Raw genomic sequence first — 15,239 nt, 5'->3', positions numbered from 1 at the left:
CCCATAGAGGTAAACATTATGTCTACATCCGTATTGAGTTCGCTCAAGGTCATCGCTCGCCCTAAAATTGAGCCTAAGCCTCCCGTTATCGGTAAGCGTTTAAAGCTTATTGAGAGACTAGAGCAACAAAAAGAGATGGCGCAATGCCTAATCGACAACAAACGTTTTGAGGCGTTTAAGGAAAAGAAAGTTAAGAACCCTGAAACAGGTGAAATCATCATTCAGCGCAGACCCACCACTGTTCGACCGTGGTATTACGATAGCGACGAATACTACTATCTTGAAATAAAAGTAGGTAATAAACCTATTGAACTTCAAAAAGGTAAACCTGCGATAGATGTTGGCGATAAAGCCAAGCTACCTGAGATTATCGATACCGTTATACAGGCGATTGAAAAAGGTGAGCTTGATAACGCTCTACTCAAACCAGCTGTTCCTAAAAAGGCGGGCCCAAAAAGCCAATAAAAGTAGAACCGCTGAAAGGGTGATAATTAGTATCGCCCTTTCTCTTTCCATGGTTCAGCAGTCAAAGGCTAAATGGCGAACCATCACCCTTTGTTTCTATAAGCAACTTAACGCTGCCTATACAACTAAATTAGCTTTTTACGCGACTGGCTTCGACAAAAAGCCAACCTATTTCAAATTAACATCAAGGAACCAAATTATGCGCATTCTCCGCGAAGGGTTAGCTTTGCCTGTTACTCACAAGTTTACTAAGGCAATAACGGTTATGCTCAACGAAGAGGGTATTTCGGGTGATAATGTGACTATCAACTTTCGTGACCCGGCTTACTCGGCCGAGAAAGGAGGTTTTCATCCTGTCGAGATTAGACTGGAACGGCAAAATAACACTTGGCACCCGTGCTACATCACAGACTTCGTTTACGTTGGGAGTGGCCCTTATGCAGAGTTAGCAAAAGATCTCGATTTTGATTTTCAGGCTGGCGTATTTCAAAACCTTTTCGGCGTTTTTCCTATCGAACAGGCAACCGATATGTATCAGATATGGGAGGGTAATTTTCTGCATTACTGGCAAGTTTTAAAGGTTTTTTTTATTCAAATCTCCAGCGACTAAACCGGCCAAGTCAAAAACTGTAAAGCGTAATTAATAATTAACGCCATTGTTTACAGGAGATTAAAATGGCCAGAGACTTAAGTATTATTAATCGAGTAGGCAATTCCAGACGAGCGGCTTATGTCGTATTCATAGGTCGTAACCCCGGGGTATATTTATCTTGGAAGGAAACTAAACTGCAAGCAAGTACATCTGTTTTCGGGGAATGATTATAAAGGTTTTGACAGTTTAGATGAGGCTCGCGAAGCGTTTAATAAATATCAAAACGGCACAGGCGTTCGCCAAACAACTAAAATCGACTTAAAGGATATATCACCGAAACGCAGAACGGTAAAAAGGCGACAAGCTCTAAAAATAGATGATCTGCCGCCTTGGGAAATTGATTAAGACCTTGCAATCTTGGGGCGATAGAAGATTCCATTTGTCGCCCCTTTTCCTTTCAACTTAGTCATCTCGAATATGGCTGACAGGCCAGCAACCACGCCGGTTACTTTGGCTGAACCATATGTCCGAGGGTCGAAATCTGGTTTTGTGCGTTTTAAGAAGCTTCCCGCCGGACCAACGTTAACCCAACCATCATCGTTCTGATACAGCTCCCATGCTTTAAATAAAACAGGGATCAGTTCTTCTGCTCCATTGGTGGATATCGCGTTATCCGCCTTTGGTGTATCACTATTTGATACCTGCTCAGCACTTAAGTTCTCGGTGAAGATGAAGTCATCACAGGCGTTACGGAACGATACCGGAGTTTTCTTCTCTCCTACGCCAAACACAAACTTTTCCGATTCACGTAACCGAGAAGCTAGCTTGGTAAAGTCGCTATCACTGGAAACCAATGCAAAAGCATCAATGCGGTCGGAATATAGTAAGTCCATGGCATCAATAATCATCGATGCATCGGTGGAGTTCTTACCAGTGATATAGGCAAACTGTTGAATAGGCTGGATCGCCAGTTCATTAAGTAGCTTCTTCCAGTTCTTCAAGGTGTCGGCCGACCAATCACCGTAAGCTCGTTTTATGAGTACATGCCCGTGCGCTGATATCTCGTCCAATATGGGCGATAGCTTGGCTAACTGAGCATTATCGGCATCAATCAGTACGGCCACTTTCTTATGAACATCCAGGTCTTTCATCTCTATCCTTACTTATTCTGTGTAACGGCATTTCGGAAAGCTGGAACACCCCAAAAACGTATTACCGGCATTAGGGCCACGTTTCGCCGTTCTTTCTATTAACTCACCAGAACATTTTGGACACGTCTTGGATTTTTCAATAGTTACCTGAGGTGAAACCTGCACATCGTTTACCAGTGCCAATAGTTTTGAACCATCAATCAGCTCGATAGGTTTGCCAGCCGAAAAGTCGATAGCCTGTTGGGTGAAGGTGCCAGAACTGATGATAATAAAGTGGTTAGCATGATGCGCAGTCAGCACTCCAAACATTTCCCTCACCACATTCACGCCAACTTTTTGCGTTTTCCATTGTTTGCATTGCACTAAGGTAAGCTGACCATCCTTTCGAAGTTCTAAGTCAATACCGCCGTCGGCACCATAACCGCCTTCTGCTACCCGATAACCTAGCCTGCGATAGGCTTCGGCCACCAACTCTTCAAAGTTACGCCAGTGCAATTCATGCACGGTTTGGATATTACGCTGGGTATCCAGTTGTTTGGCTTTACGGCGAGCATTCAAAAGCGCAAAAGGGGCGGCGAGCAATATCATGCCAGCGATATAAGGGGCAGGGAGCATAAAAGCTTTCAACACCATGGCGGTGATTTGGTTATCGGTTTGAATGGATGGCAACACATAGGCCATCATTATATAGGCCGTAGCAGATACGAGTATAGATACCCACCATGGTAACTCTACCAGCATATCAATAAAGGTGGTTTTGTTTCTTGGCATTCACAAACATCCTTGTTTTAATTACCTAAAGTGTACTCTATAGTTAAAAATGAAAGGGTATGAATCTTTGTGTGAAAGTATCCATTGCTAGTTAGACTAAGGTTGAACACCATTGTGAAATTACAACTGAACAACTCTTCTTCTGATTCAGCTGGGTTTGTAGCAAAGAGATTTAAAATGAACTGGGGTATTTATCAGTACTTACTTGCTAGATCAAGATTCGTCCGGGTTATCGGAGAACTTTTGTGTCGCCAGTGAGATCTTTTGATACTTAGAAGCTGAGCTGACATTAAAGGAATTGTTCATGTCAGCTCATGACATTCGACTTTTCTTTATTCGTTCAAGTTCTTTAAAGGTCACATCTGGCTTTAGGTTAGATGTTTTAAGGTGGGGGGCATGTATTATTACCTCAGTGCCTTTCCTCTTCTCTTGAGCGGTATAAGTCAAGCCAAATGGTTTTGGTGAGAATTCACTGTAAATATCATTTATTTCTGGAGTATCGTCGTAGGTAACGATCCAGGGGTGTGATATGTTCTTAACGCTTTCGTACAATCTGAAATGATCGTCGTGCTCAAAAAAATTCTGATATAAACCTTTCCCTTTCACATAGTATGGGGGGTCTATATTAACGAGGCATTTATTTTCGATTCTTGGTAATACTTCATCAATAAATTCAGCTGCATCATAATTAGTCAGGAATATAGACTCTCGATATTTAGAAATTTTTTGGATCTGTTCTAAAAGTTTACTTTTGTTAAATCTACAGTCAATTTTATAATTTCCGGTTTGTGATAGACCGCCAATTACCCCTGCTTTAATTATTCCCGAACGGTTTGTACGATTTAAAAAGAATGTAGAAAAACCTCTTTCTAGAAGAGTCGCGCTGGTGTCAGTTTGTATTGCTTTTTGTTTATGCCATTCGTCTATTGTTACTGATACCATCTCAATCAATTCACATAGCTCATCGCACCTGTTAAGAACACTATACCAAAAAGCGTAAATAGAAGGATTCAGATCATTTATATACACTTGCTCTACGTGCTCTTCTAAAAGCAAATACCAAGCTATTGCAGCACCTCCCGCAAAAGGCTCAACATAAGTACCACCAACCAAGTCATTCTGCTTCATTGTTTCCAATATATATGCTGAAAGCTTAGATTTTCCTCCAGGGTACCTTAAAGGAGAATAAGATAGGGCCATTAAGATTCCTTTAAATCTACTAATTTAGACAAAAGAGGAAACAGAAAATCCCAGAACCTATTTAAAAAGCGCCTATCAACATGTACAACACTGCTGCCATGAACGTAAGAATTTAAGGTATCCAAACTAAAGTCATTAGCTGGGTTTAGTAATTTTTCAACAACCTTATGTGCCTGAGACTTGGCTGTAAGCCTATTTTGCTTTATATACTCTAGCCTATGGCGTAGCATAATTTCCTGTAAATCTCTTTTGTACCGCTGTGCCATAGCCGTTCCAATATTTTCACTCACAATATATTCTGCTACTGACAAATCAAGGAAAACTCTTAGTGAAGCTGCCAAGCAATTTTTATATCGTTCCATTGGCACCCTTTTTAACTCCCCAAAAAGTGCATTCAACTTATAATTTCCTGTATTGAGATTACACTCTGGGATAACTAGGTTCAGGCGATCAGGATTCTTACTTTGAGATGCTTTCTGCTTACTATTTTCTGTTTCAAGGCTTTCTATATTCTGGTTAGAACTTGAATTACCATCTTCATTCGCGCTTTCCCTATTGTTAGTTGCATTATCATAGTTCTGACTTGACGAAATTTCTTCCTGATTTCCGCTATTTTTACCAACAACCGCTGGGAGAGCAGACAATATGCCGTCAAAGTTACTATCAATTGTTCTTGTATTAATTTTTACTTCGACGTCAGGATCATCCCTTCTAATTACATATTTCAACCAATGTAAATAGGCATTAAAAAATGACGCTTTGTCCGAAGCTATCACTACCTTTTCTGATTCAATCTGAATACCCCATGCTTCACGTAACTTACTATTAAAAAACCAACGCTCTAAAATAGTCATAGGTATACGATGAGATTTCACACTCTCTTTCTCTGATTCATCAAGGTTATCAAATATCGCCGGTTGAAGAGCTAGATCTCTGATTTGCAATATCCTGAGAGTATGATCTAGTTCACCTTTGGAAAATTTTGTAATTGCAATAACTTTTTCAAGGTCACCTTTATACTTATCATACAGTCCAGCAATCCAACGTTGCTGCTGCAATCGTGACCAAGACTTTTGCAAAGAGCTACCAGCATGCCTTTGGTTTATGTACCACTCGCAATCTTCATAGGATGGAGCCACACAAACTCTGATTTTTTCGATATCATCTCTATTAACGCTAAATGCTTTCTTTCTAATGTAAGAACGAATGGACTTCGGTGCTTTATCTGGGTGGCGCAATAACTTAAGTGCAAGAACTCTTCGATTACCTTCTGCAACATAATACTTTTCGTTAGAAGGCTCTTGCCATACAACAACTGGATCAGCAGGTATAAAGCCGTCAGTCGAAATTGAATCGATTAAATTGAAAAAGTTAGTTTTTTCTGAAGGGTCAGAAAGTAAGTCGGAGACAAAATCTGCAATGTGGATATGGTTTTCCTCTGGAACCAACCGAGGATTTCCATCCCACAATCTTAAGTTATCGACACTTCTTGGGGTTCTTTTTTCAAGCCATTCATATTTATTCATCGCAACTTCCATATTTGCACTTATCCTATAAGCGAAAAACACTACATCTATATCGTTCAATATAACATTAGAACAACCTTAGTCCATAAAAGACAGATAAAATGGTATATGTGTCTATGAAGGCAAATGAAATATTGAATACAAAAAAACCGACTCAAAGGTCGGTTTAATCAAGCAGATAGCTTTGCAAAAAATTTTAAGAATGGTACCAGAGGCCGGACTTGAACCGGCACGCTATTTCTAGCAACGGATTTTGAATCCGTCATGTCTACCAATTTCATCACTCTGGCATCAAATTTTAATATTTACGAGGTTTAAAAACTTTGCAAATCTTTGCAAGCATATTTTAGCTTGTTTGAGTCAAAGGGCGCTTACCTTTCAGTGACTTGCCTTAGTTTAATTGTTAGACACTATCAGTTTTGAATCCGTCATGTCTACCAATTCCATCACACTGGCATTGTGTATGGTTATCAACGTGGTGTTGATGCATGGCATTATAGCGATGCGGCGCGCCTATACAACAACTTTTTAAGCTTTTTGTGATTAAGTGCCGAAAGATTGTTCAAAAGCGTATTTTGCTTTATCTATTTCTTATTAATCAACAGAACGCACACTTTTACCAACGCTGAAGCGTCCAATTAATCGCTACTACCGCGATTACTGACGATGCAATTGGCATTATGGCTTTTGAATATAACCTTACGTTTCTAAGTAAGATAAGTAAGGGCAATAGCAGCGTGACTATGGCAAGTTGACCCAGCTCTACCCCTATATTAAAAGCGAATACATTCATTACCAAGCTGCCCGACTGGGCATTAAGGTCGCCAAACACGCTCGCAAATCCCATTCCATGGAGTAGGCCGAACCCAAAGGTAATAAATCCTAAACGCATGATGATAGGGTACACATTGTTAAGCGCAGTTATAGCCACTGATATAGCAATGCCTAGCTCAACAATACGGCTATTTAGCGTAATAAAATCCAGTGCTGTGGCAGTTAATGTAATCGAGTGCGCTAACGTAAACGTGCTTACTAATATCACCGTACTTTTTATAATGTGCCTTTTGCTTTGCTCTTTAACCCAGCGCTTATTTTCCCTGTAAAGATTAACGGTGAGCAACGTAGCAACCAAAAATAGTATATGGTCTAGTCCAATGAAAATGTGCCAAATTCCCTGATAAACCATCTCCCCAAACTGCGAAATCCAGCTGTTTCCTGTAGCAGAAGCAGTGATAAAAGAGCGTTCATCGCTTAGTACATAAACACTTGTGTGATCGTTTAACGTTACCGTTGTGAGTAGCTTGTGGGTGGGGAAATCGCTAACTATGCCAGTGTATTGTATCGATACTTCGTTTACATATACGCAGTTTACCGACAGCGGGTATACCAGTAATGACTCTGCAGATATATCTCGTATAGAAGGGGGAGCAATACTAACCGTACATCGCGTTTCGCTATCTCGAATCACTAGGTGGTTTTGGATATAGTCGTTTGCCATAGTGTGGCTTCTGTTGACTTCACCCCAGGTCAAATTACCGTCATTATTACTATCTAGCCCTGCTGCTTGTCCTATATCTTCAGGCTTTAGCAAAAGCTCGCCAGACAAAGTGTTATTTGAATCGTTTTTAAGCGTTAAGTAGCCGTTACTCAGTTCGTGTGAATGCGTGAAAACGCTGAAGGCGGCGAAGATGAAAAATGTGATAAATCTAATCATGACTCGTTTACTGAAGGGGTTGAGAACATTAGGCATTGGTCGATACTTCATTAGCCTGTCGAGCGCGCTCTAGGAGGTTTTTGTCATCTAATGACTGTGCGTATTGCCAGTTAATTTCGGCAAATCTAAGCGCCAGTGGGTAATTGGGCTCAATCTCTAAAAAGTAAGTGGCGACCTGTGCGGCGTGAGAACTGTCTTCTCGCCACACTCGAATTTCCATGTTCTTAGCAAGTTGAGTTTGTACTTCAGAGCGCACAATACCTTGCGCTCGTTCCGCAATTGCCCATTTAAGTAGCAAGCCATCGTCGGCTGTCAATATATCGGGTACGGAGTTGCTAAACCCAGAACTCACTGCCTTATAGTTATTCAACGCAAAATGTGCGTCGGCCCAAACTAACATTGCGCTTATAGGTAGCTTTTCGAATTCTGTTTGTGACAAGTGCTCGAGCGCGGCTTCAGCGTTACCAAGTTGAAGCGACATGTCTGCGAGTACTTCATAAAACCACTGGCGCTCCGCAGGCCTCACTGTACTCGTGTAGGTCTCAAAAGCGCTAAGCTTTTTTAAAAATTTTACGTCTTTATTTTGTGAAAAATCAGCGTTAACCATACACGTGAAAGCGATTAAAAAACTTGTTTGCCCTACCAGCTTTTCACAGTTTTCTTTCGCCTTTTTAGTGTTACCTTGCTGAACGTTTATATCTGCCAACAATAACTGTGCAGCAGGAGAGCGAAAGCGGGCTATTTGATTGAGATGTTGCTTGGCTTGTTCGAACTTATGAATGCCTTGAAGTAGTCGAGCTTCTAAAACAACTAAACGCTCTTTTTGACCTGCGTTCAACGAATCGAATTTTTGTCGCATTATGTTCGTGAACCTAACAATACGCTCTCTCTCATCACCTTTTGCTTGAAGGTATCTACTTGAAGTTAAAATTTTTTCCGCTTCGTCGATACTTGCTATGGATAGCTGTTGAGGCTGCCACGTTGCGATGACGGTATCATAATTGAGTTTTTCAGACTGAGCAGATACCGAACAGACTGTTAGGGCTGACAATACGCTCATTATAGGGAGTATGAGAGTACTGCTTCTCATCAACTTCATCTGAACTTCCTTTATAAAAGCCGTCCTTGGCTTTACGGTTGACACTGTGTACTGACCGTTCGTTATTGACCAATCAATAAATCATCGAACGTGGTGTCGTCAGCATCTTGGGTGAACTCGCGCCCGTTAATTGGCAGCGGTTCATCGGTCGGTGCTTGATTAAAGGCATCACGGGTATAGCTAGAGAGCGATACCTGCTGTGCCTCAATCGTAACGCTAACGGTGGCCGTAACTTCTGGATTTACGCCGTCAGAAACGGTGAAGGTGAAGCTATCGCTACCCGTTACCTGAGCGTTAGGTGTGTACGTAAAGCTGCTATCAGCATTAACTTCTGCATTACCTAACGTACCGTTTTCACCAAGCCCGAAGGTGAGTGCATCACCATCGGCATCGGTTGCTGTCAACGTGCCATCAAACGCAATATCTGCTTGCGTCGTTAGCATTTCATCAACGGCTACGGGCGCTACATTTTCTTCTGGCGCTTGATAATCGTTATCGTCATCACTATCGAAACAACCAGTTAGCGCTAGTACCAATCCAGAAATGACCCACAACTTATGTTTCTGCAAAGGGGCTTGACCCGACTTAACAAACGCGGGTGCATTTGGATTCTTGTTAAATAACCTAATCTTCATAGACATGATGGATCTCCTTATTCAGAGCCAGCAAGTGGTGTTTTTAGGTAAGGAAACGATGAATCAATCATGCTTGCATCTACAGGTGCACCATCAGTGAAAGGTACATTACCTACGCTGGCGTCCTCTGGTGTACAAAGGCCAAGGTCTGTATCTTCACCTGCTACCGGGATGGGATAGCACAAACGGCCCATAACAACGCGAAGGGCAATATCAACCACGTCATCACCTGGGCGGCGACCGTTAGGGAAACCCGCTAAGTCATCGCCTGCCACACCGAATGCTGACTGTGATTCGGCTGGTGTTGCTGGGATCCCAGTGTTTAGGCGCAGCATTTCTGATGCTGTTACAGTTGCTTGCTGGTTAACGCCTGGGAAACCTGTAAGGAACGCTGTTACTAAGTCCATACGCGGGAAGTTAGTCGGCGCAAGGGTCTCAATATCCGTACCCAGCGTAGTATTCACTGCATCTTTAAACAGAATGTTCAGTAGTTCTGGTAAAGAAGGGTGGGTTACATAATCAGCGAATTGACCGTCTGCACTTGGATGAGAAGTAGAGAATTTGTCTTTATCGCCAATACCGATAACAAGCTCATTTACTAGCGGGCTACCTAAACGAGACACTTGAGTCATCGCACCACCATTAGTCTCAGGTTTCGCAAAGGTGGCATCTGGGTTTAGGATACGCGCTTGCGGCAAGCTTGCCGTGGTCCAGCTACCAATTACGCCATTACCTTCACCGGTAACACACGCCTTGGGTACTTCAATAGATAACGCTGTCACGTTTTTATCGGCTAAGTCATCATTCATGGCACTTTGCGTTATACCGCCAGGAAAACCTTCACTATCGCCTGCGCCCGGTGCGCTATCGCCCTCAACAGGTACATAATTTACCAAGTCGAATGTTTTGCCTAAGTTAACAACGAAGGGGTCTTTACGCTGACCAACAAATACTTTGGCCATGTCATCGCACCCAGGGATGCTGAACGAATAAATAAAGCTTTCAGCATAGCGTGCGTATTCCGCTTCACTGGTAAAGGTTTTATTACCAATGTAATCAAGCGGCTTTTTAAACATATCACCCATGGCGGGAGTAAGAGTAGTGCGCGTGCCTGTCTGCATGTCGCCACTTACCATAGTAAGGCTGTACATTTCTGAGAAGTTTGCTGCGCTTGAATCGTCTGCGCTGATTCCGCCTACATTTTTAAGCGGTACTTTCACCATTTTCTGTTCGCCTTCAGGGCCTATAGGCAAGGCGATACCTTCGTTATCGGCAGCAAGCATAGTGTTAAACTTAAAAACAAAGCTTAAGTCTTCAACCGCGTCGCCATCACTATCAATATGAATGGCGTAGTGCGCATTCGGGTCCATTGCAAAGTAGTTAGGGCCACCATAAGCATCTTGCAGTGGAATATAGTTTGCTATGAAAGTCACATAATCTTCACGGCCTTGTTCATAGCTATTGAAAGCATAAAAGTCGGTGCTATCTAACGCTGGGTGGCGAGTGATATTCGGTGCTTCTCGGTGACTTGACGCTATTGCGCCAGCAGTTACGGCTGCACATGTCACGGCGACAGCCAGTGACAAAGTTTTGCGTTTGAATTGGATCATGTCGAGTCTCTCTGTTTTTTTATGAGTTCAAGAGACCAAACGACTGAGGTTTCACCTTAGATGCAAAAATATTTAAAAAATTAAAATAAAGTTTTAATGAAAAGTAAAAGGCCACGTTTCGTGGCCTTTTGGTGTGCCGCTTAGTGCGTAAAATTACACGGAAACAATCGGCGCTATATATAGCACTTCCGTTGGTGCGCCTGTTACCGAGCCGCCTGGTGCTTCTAAGCTCACTGCTAACGCCGCGATACTTTGATCTTGCAAGATATCTGGTGTCGCGCGCGTGTCGCCATTAACTTCAGGCATCAAACCGAGGGAAATTGGCGCTTCGCCGTTTGCCGGCACCATCCAAAGCTCATAGTCTTTGTCTGCTAACGCCACAAATGCATCGGTGACCTTAACATTCATGGTTGTGTCAGATACTTCTATTACCCACAATGGCGTGTTATCAGCATTATTGACTACGGCAATATGGGAAACCTCTGGGGTAGGCACAGGTTGCATCAGGAAAAGCAATACGGCTAACACCAATGCAGCAGCTGTGGATATGAACGATAAGTTCTTCCAGCGTTTCTGCTTTTCTTTTTCAAGATCAACTACATTGTCGCTACTGGGTATACTATTAGTAGTCTGACCGACAAACTCTGTATCATTGGCCGCTTTGTGGCCAAGCTTCACTTGTATGCTCTCCCACACGCTGTCAGGTGGTGTCACCGGAGGCAAGGTTTCAGCAAATCCAGTAAGGTATTGCTCCCATTGTGCGGTTGCATCGCTAACAGCCTGATACTGCATCATTAACTTTTGATAGCGCGTACGCGCTTTGCCGCGCAGCGTTCCAACTACATATTCAGCGGCGAGGGCGTTTAATCGCTCTTCTTTTAAATAATTCATAGTGATAGGCACCTCTGCAAGCTTTGCAAGCCTCGTCTTATCCAGCTTTTAATGGTTCCAAGTGGTGACGCCAAGTGAGTTACCACCTCTTGATGCGACATACCATTCACATAGGCTAAATGGATAGCCTGACGCTGCGGTCCATCAAGTTCATCTAAACAAGAGGCCAATTTTGCTTGCTCTGCCTCTAACTTTATTGATTGCGTGGTTTCCATACCTGACGGTGCGTCATCATTTAATTCGACTTCATTTCTTACGTTGTGATAGCGGATTAAATCGAGCGCACGATAGCGAGCTATACTGACCATCCAGGTAAGTACCGTACCTTTGCCTCGTTGATAATTACCGGCGTTATGCCAAATTTTTATATAGGCGTCTTGTGTGGCTTCGTCAGCGAGTTCAGGGCGTTTCAAAAGCCTTAAAGCAACAGCGTAGAGCTGTGGACTGGTTATCTTATAAAGCTCTGCGAACGCTTTTTTGTCGCCGTCTGCGGTTTTACACAGCAGAGGAAACAGAGTTTCGTGTTCCATTGTTGCTCCTATTTTTATCGTTGTAGCGCGGCCATTTGTTTATTGCTCTAACTATTTGGCGGCTACTTCTTAAAGTAGCATGTTTTATATACAACTGCCTGAATGGTTACCTAATCAATAGACAGACCCCAAACAGTAAAGCGTTTATGTATTAATACTTTACTGAAAAGGTAAGGCGAACATTTCTTGGCTCTACAGGGTGATAATGCAAATCCTCAATCCCTTCCTCTGGCTCTCCGGGCAGCCTAGATGCGTAAAAATAATCAATATCGTGATCGTCACTGTCTAGGGCATTGAGTACTTCTAACGTTACGTCCCAAGTTGGCTGGCGATAGGCAACTTGAGCATTCACTAAAAATGTTGACGGCGGTGAAATTTCATCGAAGCTTTCTACGGTGCGAGAGCTTAGGTAGCGGCTTCGTAAGGTATAGCTGAACCCTAGTTGGTTACTTCTTTGATAGTAGGTTAGCCCTGCACTCACCACACCTGGCACGGTGCCATCGATGTGGCGACCTTCGCCTTCAACGCTGTCGCTAAATCGGGCTTTGGTCCACGCAGCTTCAATGTCTGTTGTTAGGTGATGGCTTATCCAGTAGTAGGCACTCACTTCAATGCCGTGTCTCTCGGAGGGGCGACTGGCTTCAGTAAAGCCTGCATCACCAACATATACCAGCTCGCTATCAAGCTCTAGGCGCCACAAGGCAGCAGACAGGTTATAGGTTTTGTTATCGGTATAGTTAACGCCCGCTTCATAGCCAAGGCTCTTTACTAACAAGGGAGCAGCTTCGGTGGCGTCACCACTTACCGGGTCTATATTAATGGTGGCTCCCCGTGCATCGTTGGAATGAAAGCCCTGCCCAACGTTGGCAAATGCGGTAAGTTGGTCTGATACACTGTACTTCAAGCCTGCTTTAAGGGTAAATAAACCGTCACTTTCGCTTCCTGAATTAGCACCAAGATTACTGGTAACGTCCACATCTAAGTAATCGTATCTGCCTCCTAATGAAAGGCTTAATGCGTCACTTAGCACAATGTTTGACTGGGCAAAAAGTGCATAGCTGTTACTGTCTATTTCGTCTTCTCGAATAGTGCCAAAGCGGGTTAAGTTTTGGGTGCGATACAAACCCACGTTTTCAATATCGTCGAAACGCCACTGGCCGCCTAAGGTAATACTGCTTCCATCCGTAAGCGCCAAGGGAAGGGTAGTGAATATTTCACCACCATAAATTTTTCGGTCGTCGGCCTGTTCGAATTGATCGCCTCTCTCTGGGTTATCAAGGAAGTAAGTGAAATTAGAAAAAAGGCTAAGCGTTGTATCTATGGCATACAGTGAAGCATTCCATGTATCACTGGTATAGTTTGCGGAGAGACTATAGCGAGACGAATCGCCGCCAACTTGGGTGTCGATAGAGCCAAGACGGTCTATTATGCCGCTTTCAATAGCGCGCTCAGGTACTTGGTCAGCACCGTTCCAGCTATTATCGTAGGCCATTCCTGTAATGGTGAGTTGGCCGTCTAACAAAGGCGTAATATAACGAATATGGGCGTTTTTCTTTTTTACATCTTCGTCAACGTCAGTCCACGGGCCGTCATAGGTTTGATATTCCAACGCTGTAACAACGCGGTTCTCTCCTGCTTCAAAGTGATTTAATGCAACAGCGCGCTTGAACCCATATTCTCCTAAACCTAAGAACAACTGGTTTTGCTCAAGTGAATCTCTTAAATTGAAGAATGCCCCGCCAGCGCTAGAAAAATCGCCGATGTTGGCATAATAGGTGCCTTTGAAGTAGCTTAGATTGTCGATAAATTCGGGAATAATAAAGTTAAGGTCACTGTAGCCTTGGCCATGTCCGTGGCTTCGCATGTTCACAGGCATACCGTCTACACTCACCGTGAAATCCGTGCCATGGTCGAGGTTAAAACCGCGCAGGAAGTACTGGTTGGCTTTTCCCGAACCACTGTGTTGGGTCACCATCATGCCCGGGATGAATTCGAGTATTTCACCGGCGCGCAACATTGGGCGTTCAATCAAGGTGTCACCAGACACCCATCCCTGCGAAGCCGAGATAAACTCTCCGTCTTTTACAGATGAGTCACCACGTACTCGAATATGCTCAATATTACCTTCGGGGTCGTCTAACGCCATTGCAGCGCCCATACCAAGCGAAAATGAGCTAGCGAGAAGTGTTGTTACCAGAGTTTTTGCTGTCACCGTATTTACGTCCATTATCCGTTTGTAATAGCAATAACGATTAACAATGGTTAATGGATGCAAAAAGGTGGAAATCATTTTTCTTTGCTTATTGCACTATTAAATGCCGTTAACTAAGGCTTATGTTGTTTAAGCGATGTGGCGCTTGTGTCAAAATAAACGCTGTTGTTAATGAAGCGAAGAGAAGCCCGTGGCGAGACACGACAAAAAAGCCAAGAAGAAGTCCTCATCATCTAATCACTTAAAGGCGAAGGATGATAAAAACGCGCCCAACTCAGAATCAGACAGTTCATCGCTTGAGCGAGCTGGATTCGTTAGGCGTTTGTTGGCAATGATTTACGACACGCTCGTGGCTACTGCCGTAGGGATGTGTGCGGCCATGGTCATGATCGTAACGCTGGTGGTCATGCTGAAAAATGGCGCCCTTGACCTGCAAGGCTATGCTGAACCTGCCGATCTGATTCAGGCCTCTTTTGGTTATAAGCTGCTTATTCAAACGTGGGTGGGCTTGTGGATAGCTGGGTTTTTCTTGTGGTTCTGGCGCAGGGGCGGGCAAACCCTAGGCATGCGTGCATGGCGTTTGCGAATTTACAGCACGGTTGAAGAGCCAATGACCTGGCCACGCTTGTTCATTCGCCTAATAGCATCGTTAGGTGGTCTAGGCACCTTACTTGTTTTGTTTGATTTTAAAAATAAACAATCACTGCAAGACCGACTGGCAAAGACCGAAGTGCTGAAGTTGACCAAAGAAGCGAACGACCACAAGAGCTGGTAAACGTGCTTTGTAAGGCGCTAAAAAATAACAAAAAAAGAGGCTGCAAGCTCTTTTTATTAGTTTTGACT

The 15,239-nt window shown here is 43.4% G+C and carries 15 protein-coding genes and 1 tRNA gene; 4 read left to right on the top strand and 12 right to left on the bottom strand.

What is annotated here, in order from left to right; all coding sequences use genetic code 11:
• Positions 1 to 18 precede the first annotated feature (18 nt).
• The 3 genes from ACFI6J_RS01205 (at position 19) to ACFI6J_RS01195 (ending at position 1,284) form a co-directional block, all read left to right on the top strand.
• On the top strand, positions 19 to 465 hold the full coding sequence (locus ACFI6J_RS01205) for a DUF6641 family protein (protein WP_348670604.1): 447 nt from the start codon (positions 19 to 21) through the stop codon (positions 463 to 465).
• 199 nt (positions 466 to 664) lie between these two features.
• Positions 665 to 1,075 carry a DUF2787 family protein gene (locus ACFI6J_RS01200; protein WP_348670603.1) on the top strand — a complete coding sequence of 137 codons (411 nt, stop codon included), beginning with the start codon at positions 665 to 667 and terminating at the stop codon, positions 1,073 to 1,075.
• 65 nt (positions 1,076 to 1,140) lie between these two features.
• The gene (locus ACFI6J_RS01195) at positions 1,141 to 1,284 is read left to right on the top strand and encodes a ribonuclease H1 domain-containing protein (protein ID WP_458726395.1); all 144 of its coding nucleotides are present in this window, start codon (positions 1,141 to 1,143) and stop codon (positions 1,282 to 1,284) included.
• 174 nt (positions 1,285 to 1,458) lie between these two features.
• Here ACFI6J_RS01195 and ACFI6J_RS01190 read toward each other — a convergent pair whose 3' ends face one another.
• The 12 genes from ACFI6J_RS01190 to ACFI6J_RS01135 all read right to left on the bottom strand — a co-directional run bounded on the left by ACFI6J_RS01190 (position 1,459) and on the right by ACFI6J_RS01135 (position 14,411).
• The gene (locus ACFI6J_RS01190; protein ID WP_348670602.1) at positions 1,459 to 2,208 is read right to left on the bottom strand and encodes an NYN domain-containing protein; all 750 of its coding nucleotides are present in this window, start codon (positions 2,206 to 2,208) and stop codon (positions 1,459 to 1,461) included.
• A 12-nt stretch (positions 2,209 to 2,220) separates the two neighbouring features.
• Positions 2,221 to 2,979 (bottom strand): DUF2034 domain-containing protein, encoded by a 759-nt coding sequence (locus tag ACFI6J_RS01185; RefSeq protein WP_348670600.1) that lies wholly within the window; start codon positions 2,977 to 2,979, stop codon positions 2,221 to 2,223.
• 312 nt (positions 2,980 to 3,291) lie between these two features.
• Positions 3,292 to 4,179 carry a DNA adenine methylase gene (locus ACFI6J_RS01180; protein WP_020746530.1) on the bottom strand — a complete coding sequence of 296 codons (888 nt, stop codon included), beginning with the start codon at positions 4,177 to 4,179 and terminating at the stop codon, positions 3,292 to 3,294.
• Positions 4,179 to 5,705 (bottom strand): ParB/Srx family N-terminal domain-containing protein, encoded by a 1,527-nt coding sequence (locus ACFI6J_RS01175; RefSeq protein ID WP_348670599.1) that lies wholly within the window; start codon positions 5,703 to 5,705, stop codon positions 4,179 to 4,181. Before ACFI6J_RS01175 ends, ACFI6J_RS01180 begins: the two co-directional genes overlap by 1 nt.
• A 203-nt stretch (positions 5,706 to 5,908) precedes the next feature.
• Positions 5,909 to 5,995, bottom strand: a tRNA-Leu gene (locus tag ACFI6J_RS01170).
• Between the two features lie 326 nt (positions 5,996 to 6,321).
• On the bottom strand, positions 6,322 to 7,455 hold the full coding sequence (locus ACFI6J_RS01165) for a HupE/UreJ family protein (protein ID WP_348670608.1): 1,134 nt from the start codon (positions 7,453 to 7,455) through the stop codon (positions 6,322 to 6,324).
• Positions 7,448 to 8,518, bottom strand: a complete 1,071-nt coding sequence (locus ACFI6J_RS01160; RefSeq protein ID WP_342325778.1) for a hypothetical protein — start codon at positions 8,516 to 8,518, stop codon at positions 7,448 to 7,450. Before ACFI6J_RS01160 ends, ACFI6J_RS01165 begins: the two co-directional genes overlap by 8 nt.
• A 62-nt stretch (positions 8,519 to 8,580) precedes the next feature.
• Positions 8,581 to 9,159: an Ig-like domain-containing protein gene (locus tag ACFI6J_RS01155; protein WP_342325779.1), complete on the bottom strand. Its 579-nt coding sequence runs from the start codon at positions 9,157 to 9,159 to the stop codon at positions 8,581 to 8,583.
• An 11-nt stretch (positions 9,160 to 9,170) separates the two neighbouring features.
• Positions 9,171 to 10,763 carry a DUF4331 domain-containing protein gene (locus ACFI6J_RS01150; RefSeq protein WP_348670598.1) on the bottom strand — a complete coding sequence of 531 codons (1,593 nt, stop codon included), beginning with the start codon at positions 10,761 to 10,763 and terminating at the stop codon, positions 9,171 to 9,173.
• 153 nt (positions 10,764 to 10,916) lie between these two features.
• A complete protein-coding gene (locus ACFI6J_RS01145) occupies positions 10,917 to 11,654 on the bottom strand; it encodes an anti-sigma factor (RefSeq protein WP_462585609.1) in 738 nt (245 codons plus the stop codon).
• Positions 11,651 to 12,184: a sigma-70 family RNA polymerase sigma factor gene (locus ACFI6J_RS01140; protein WP_014977297.1), complete on the bottom strand. Its 534-nt coding sequence runs from the start codon at positions 12,182 to 12,184 to the stop codon at positions 11,651 to 11,653. Before ACFI6J_RS01140 ends, ACFI6J_RS01145 begins: the two co-directional genes overlap by 4 nt.
• A 151-nt stretch (positions 12,185 to 12,335) precedes the next feature.
• Positions 12,336 to 14,411, bottom strand: coding sequence for a TonB-dependent receptor (locus tag ACFI6J_RS01135; protein WP_341459741.1), 2,076 nt, complete (start codon positions 14,409 to 14,411; stop codon positions 12,336 to 12,338).
• A gap of 175 nt (positions 14,412 to 14,586) precedes the next feature.
• Between ACFI6J_RS01135 and ACFI6J_RS01130 the strand changes: the two genes are divergently transcribed.
• Positions 14,587 to 15,171: an RDD family protein gene (locus ACFI6J_RS01130; protein WP_156086876.1), complete on the top strand. Its 585-nt coding sequence runs from the start codon at positions 14,587 to 14,589 to the stop codon at positions 15,169 to 15,171.
• The last annotated feature ends 68 nt before the right edge of the window (positions 15,172 to 15,239 follow it).

Source organism: Alteromonas sp. G4i13 (assembly GCF_054960505.1).
Note: the sequence above shows the minus strand (reverse complement) of the source record. Positions and strands in the feature narration are given on the sequence as shown.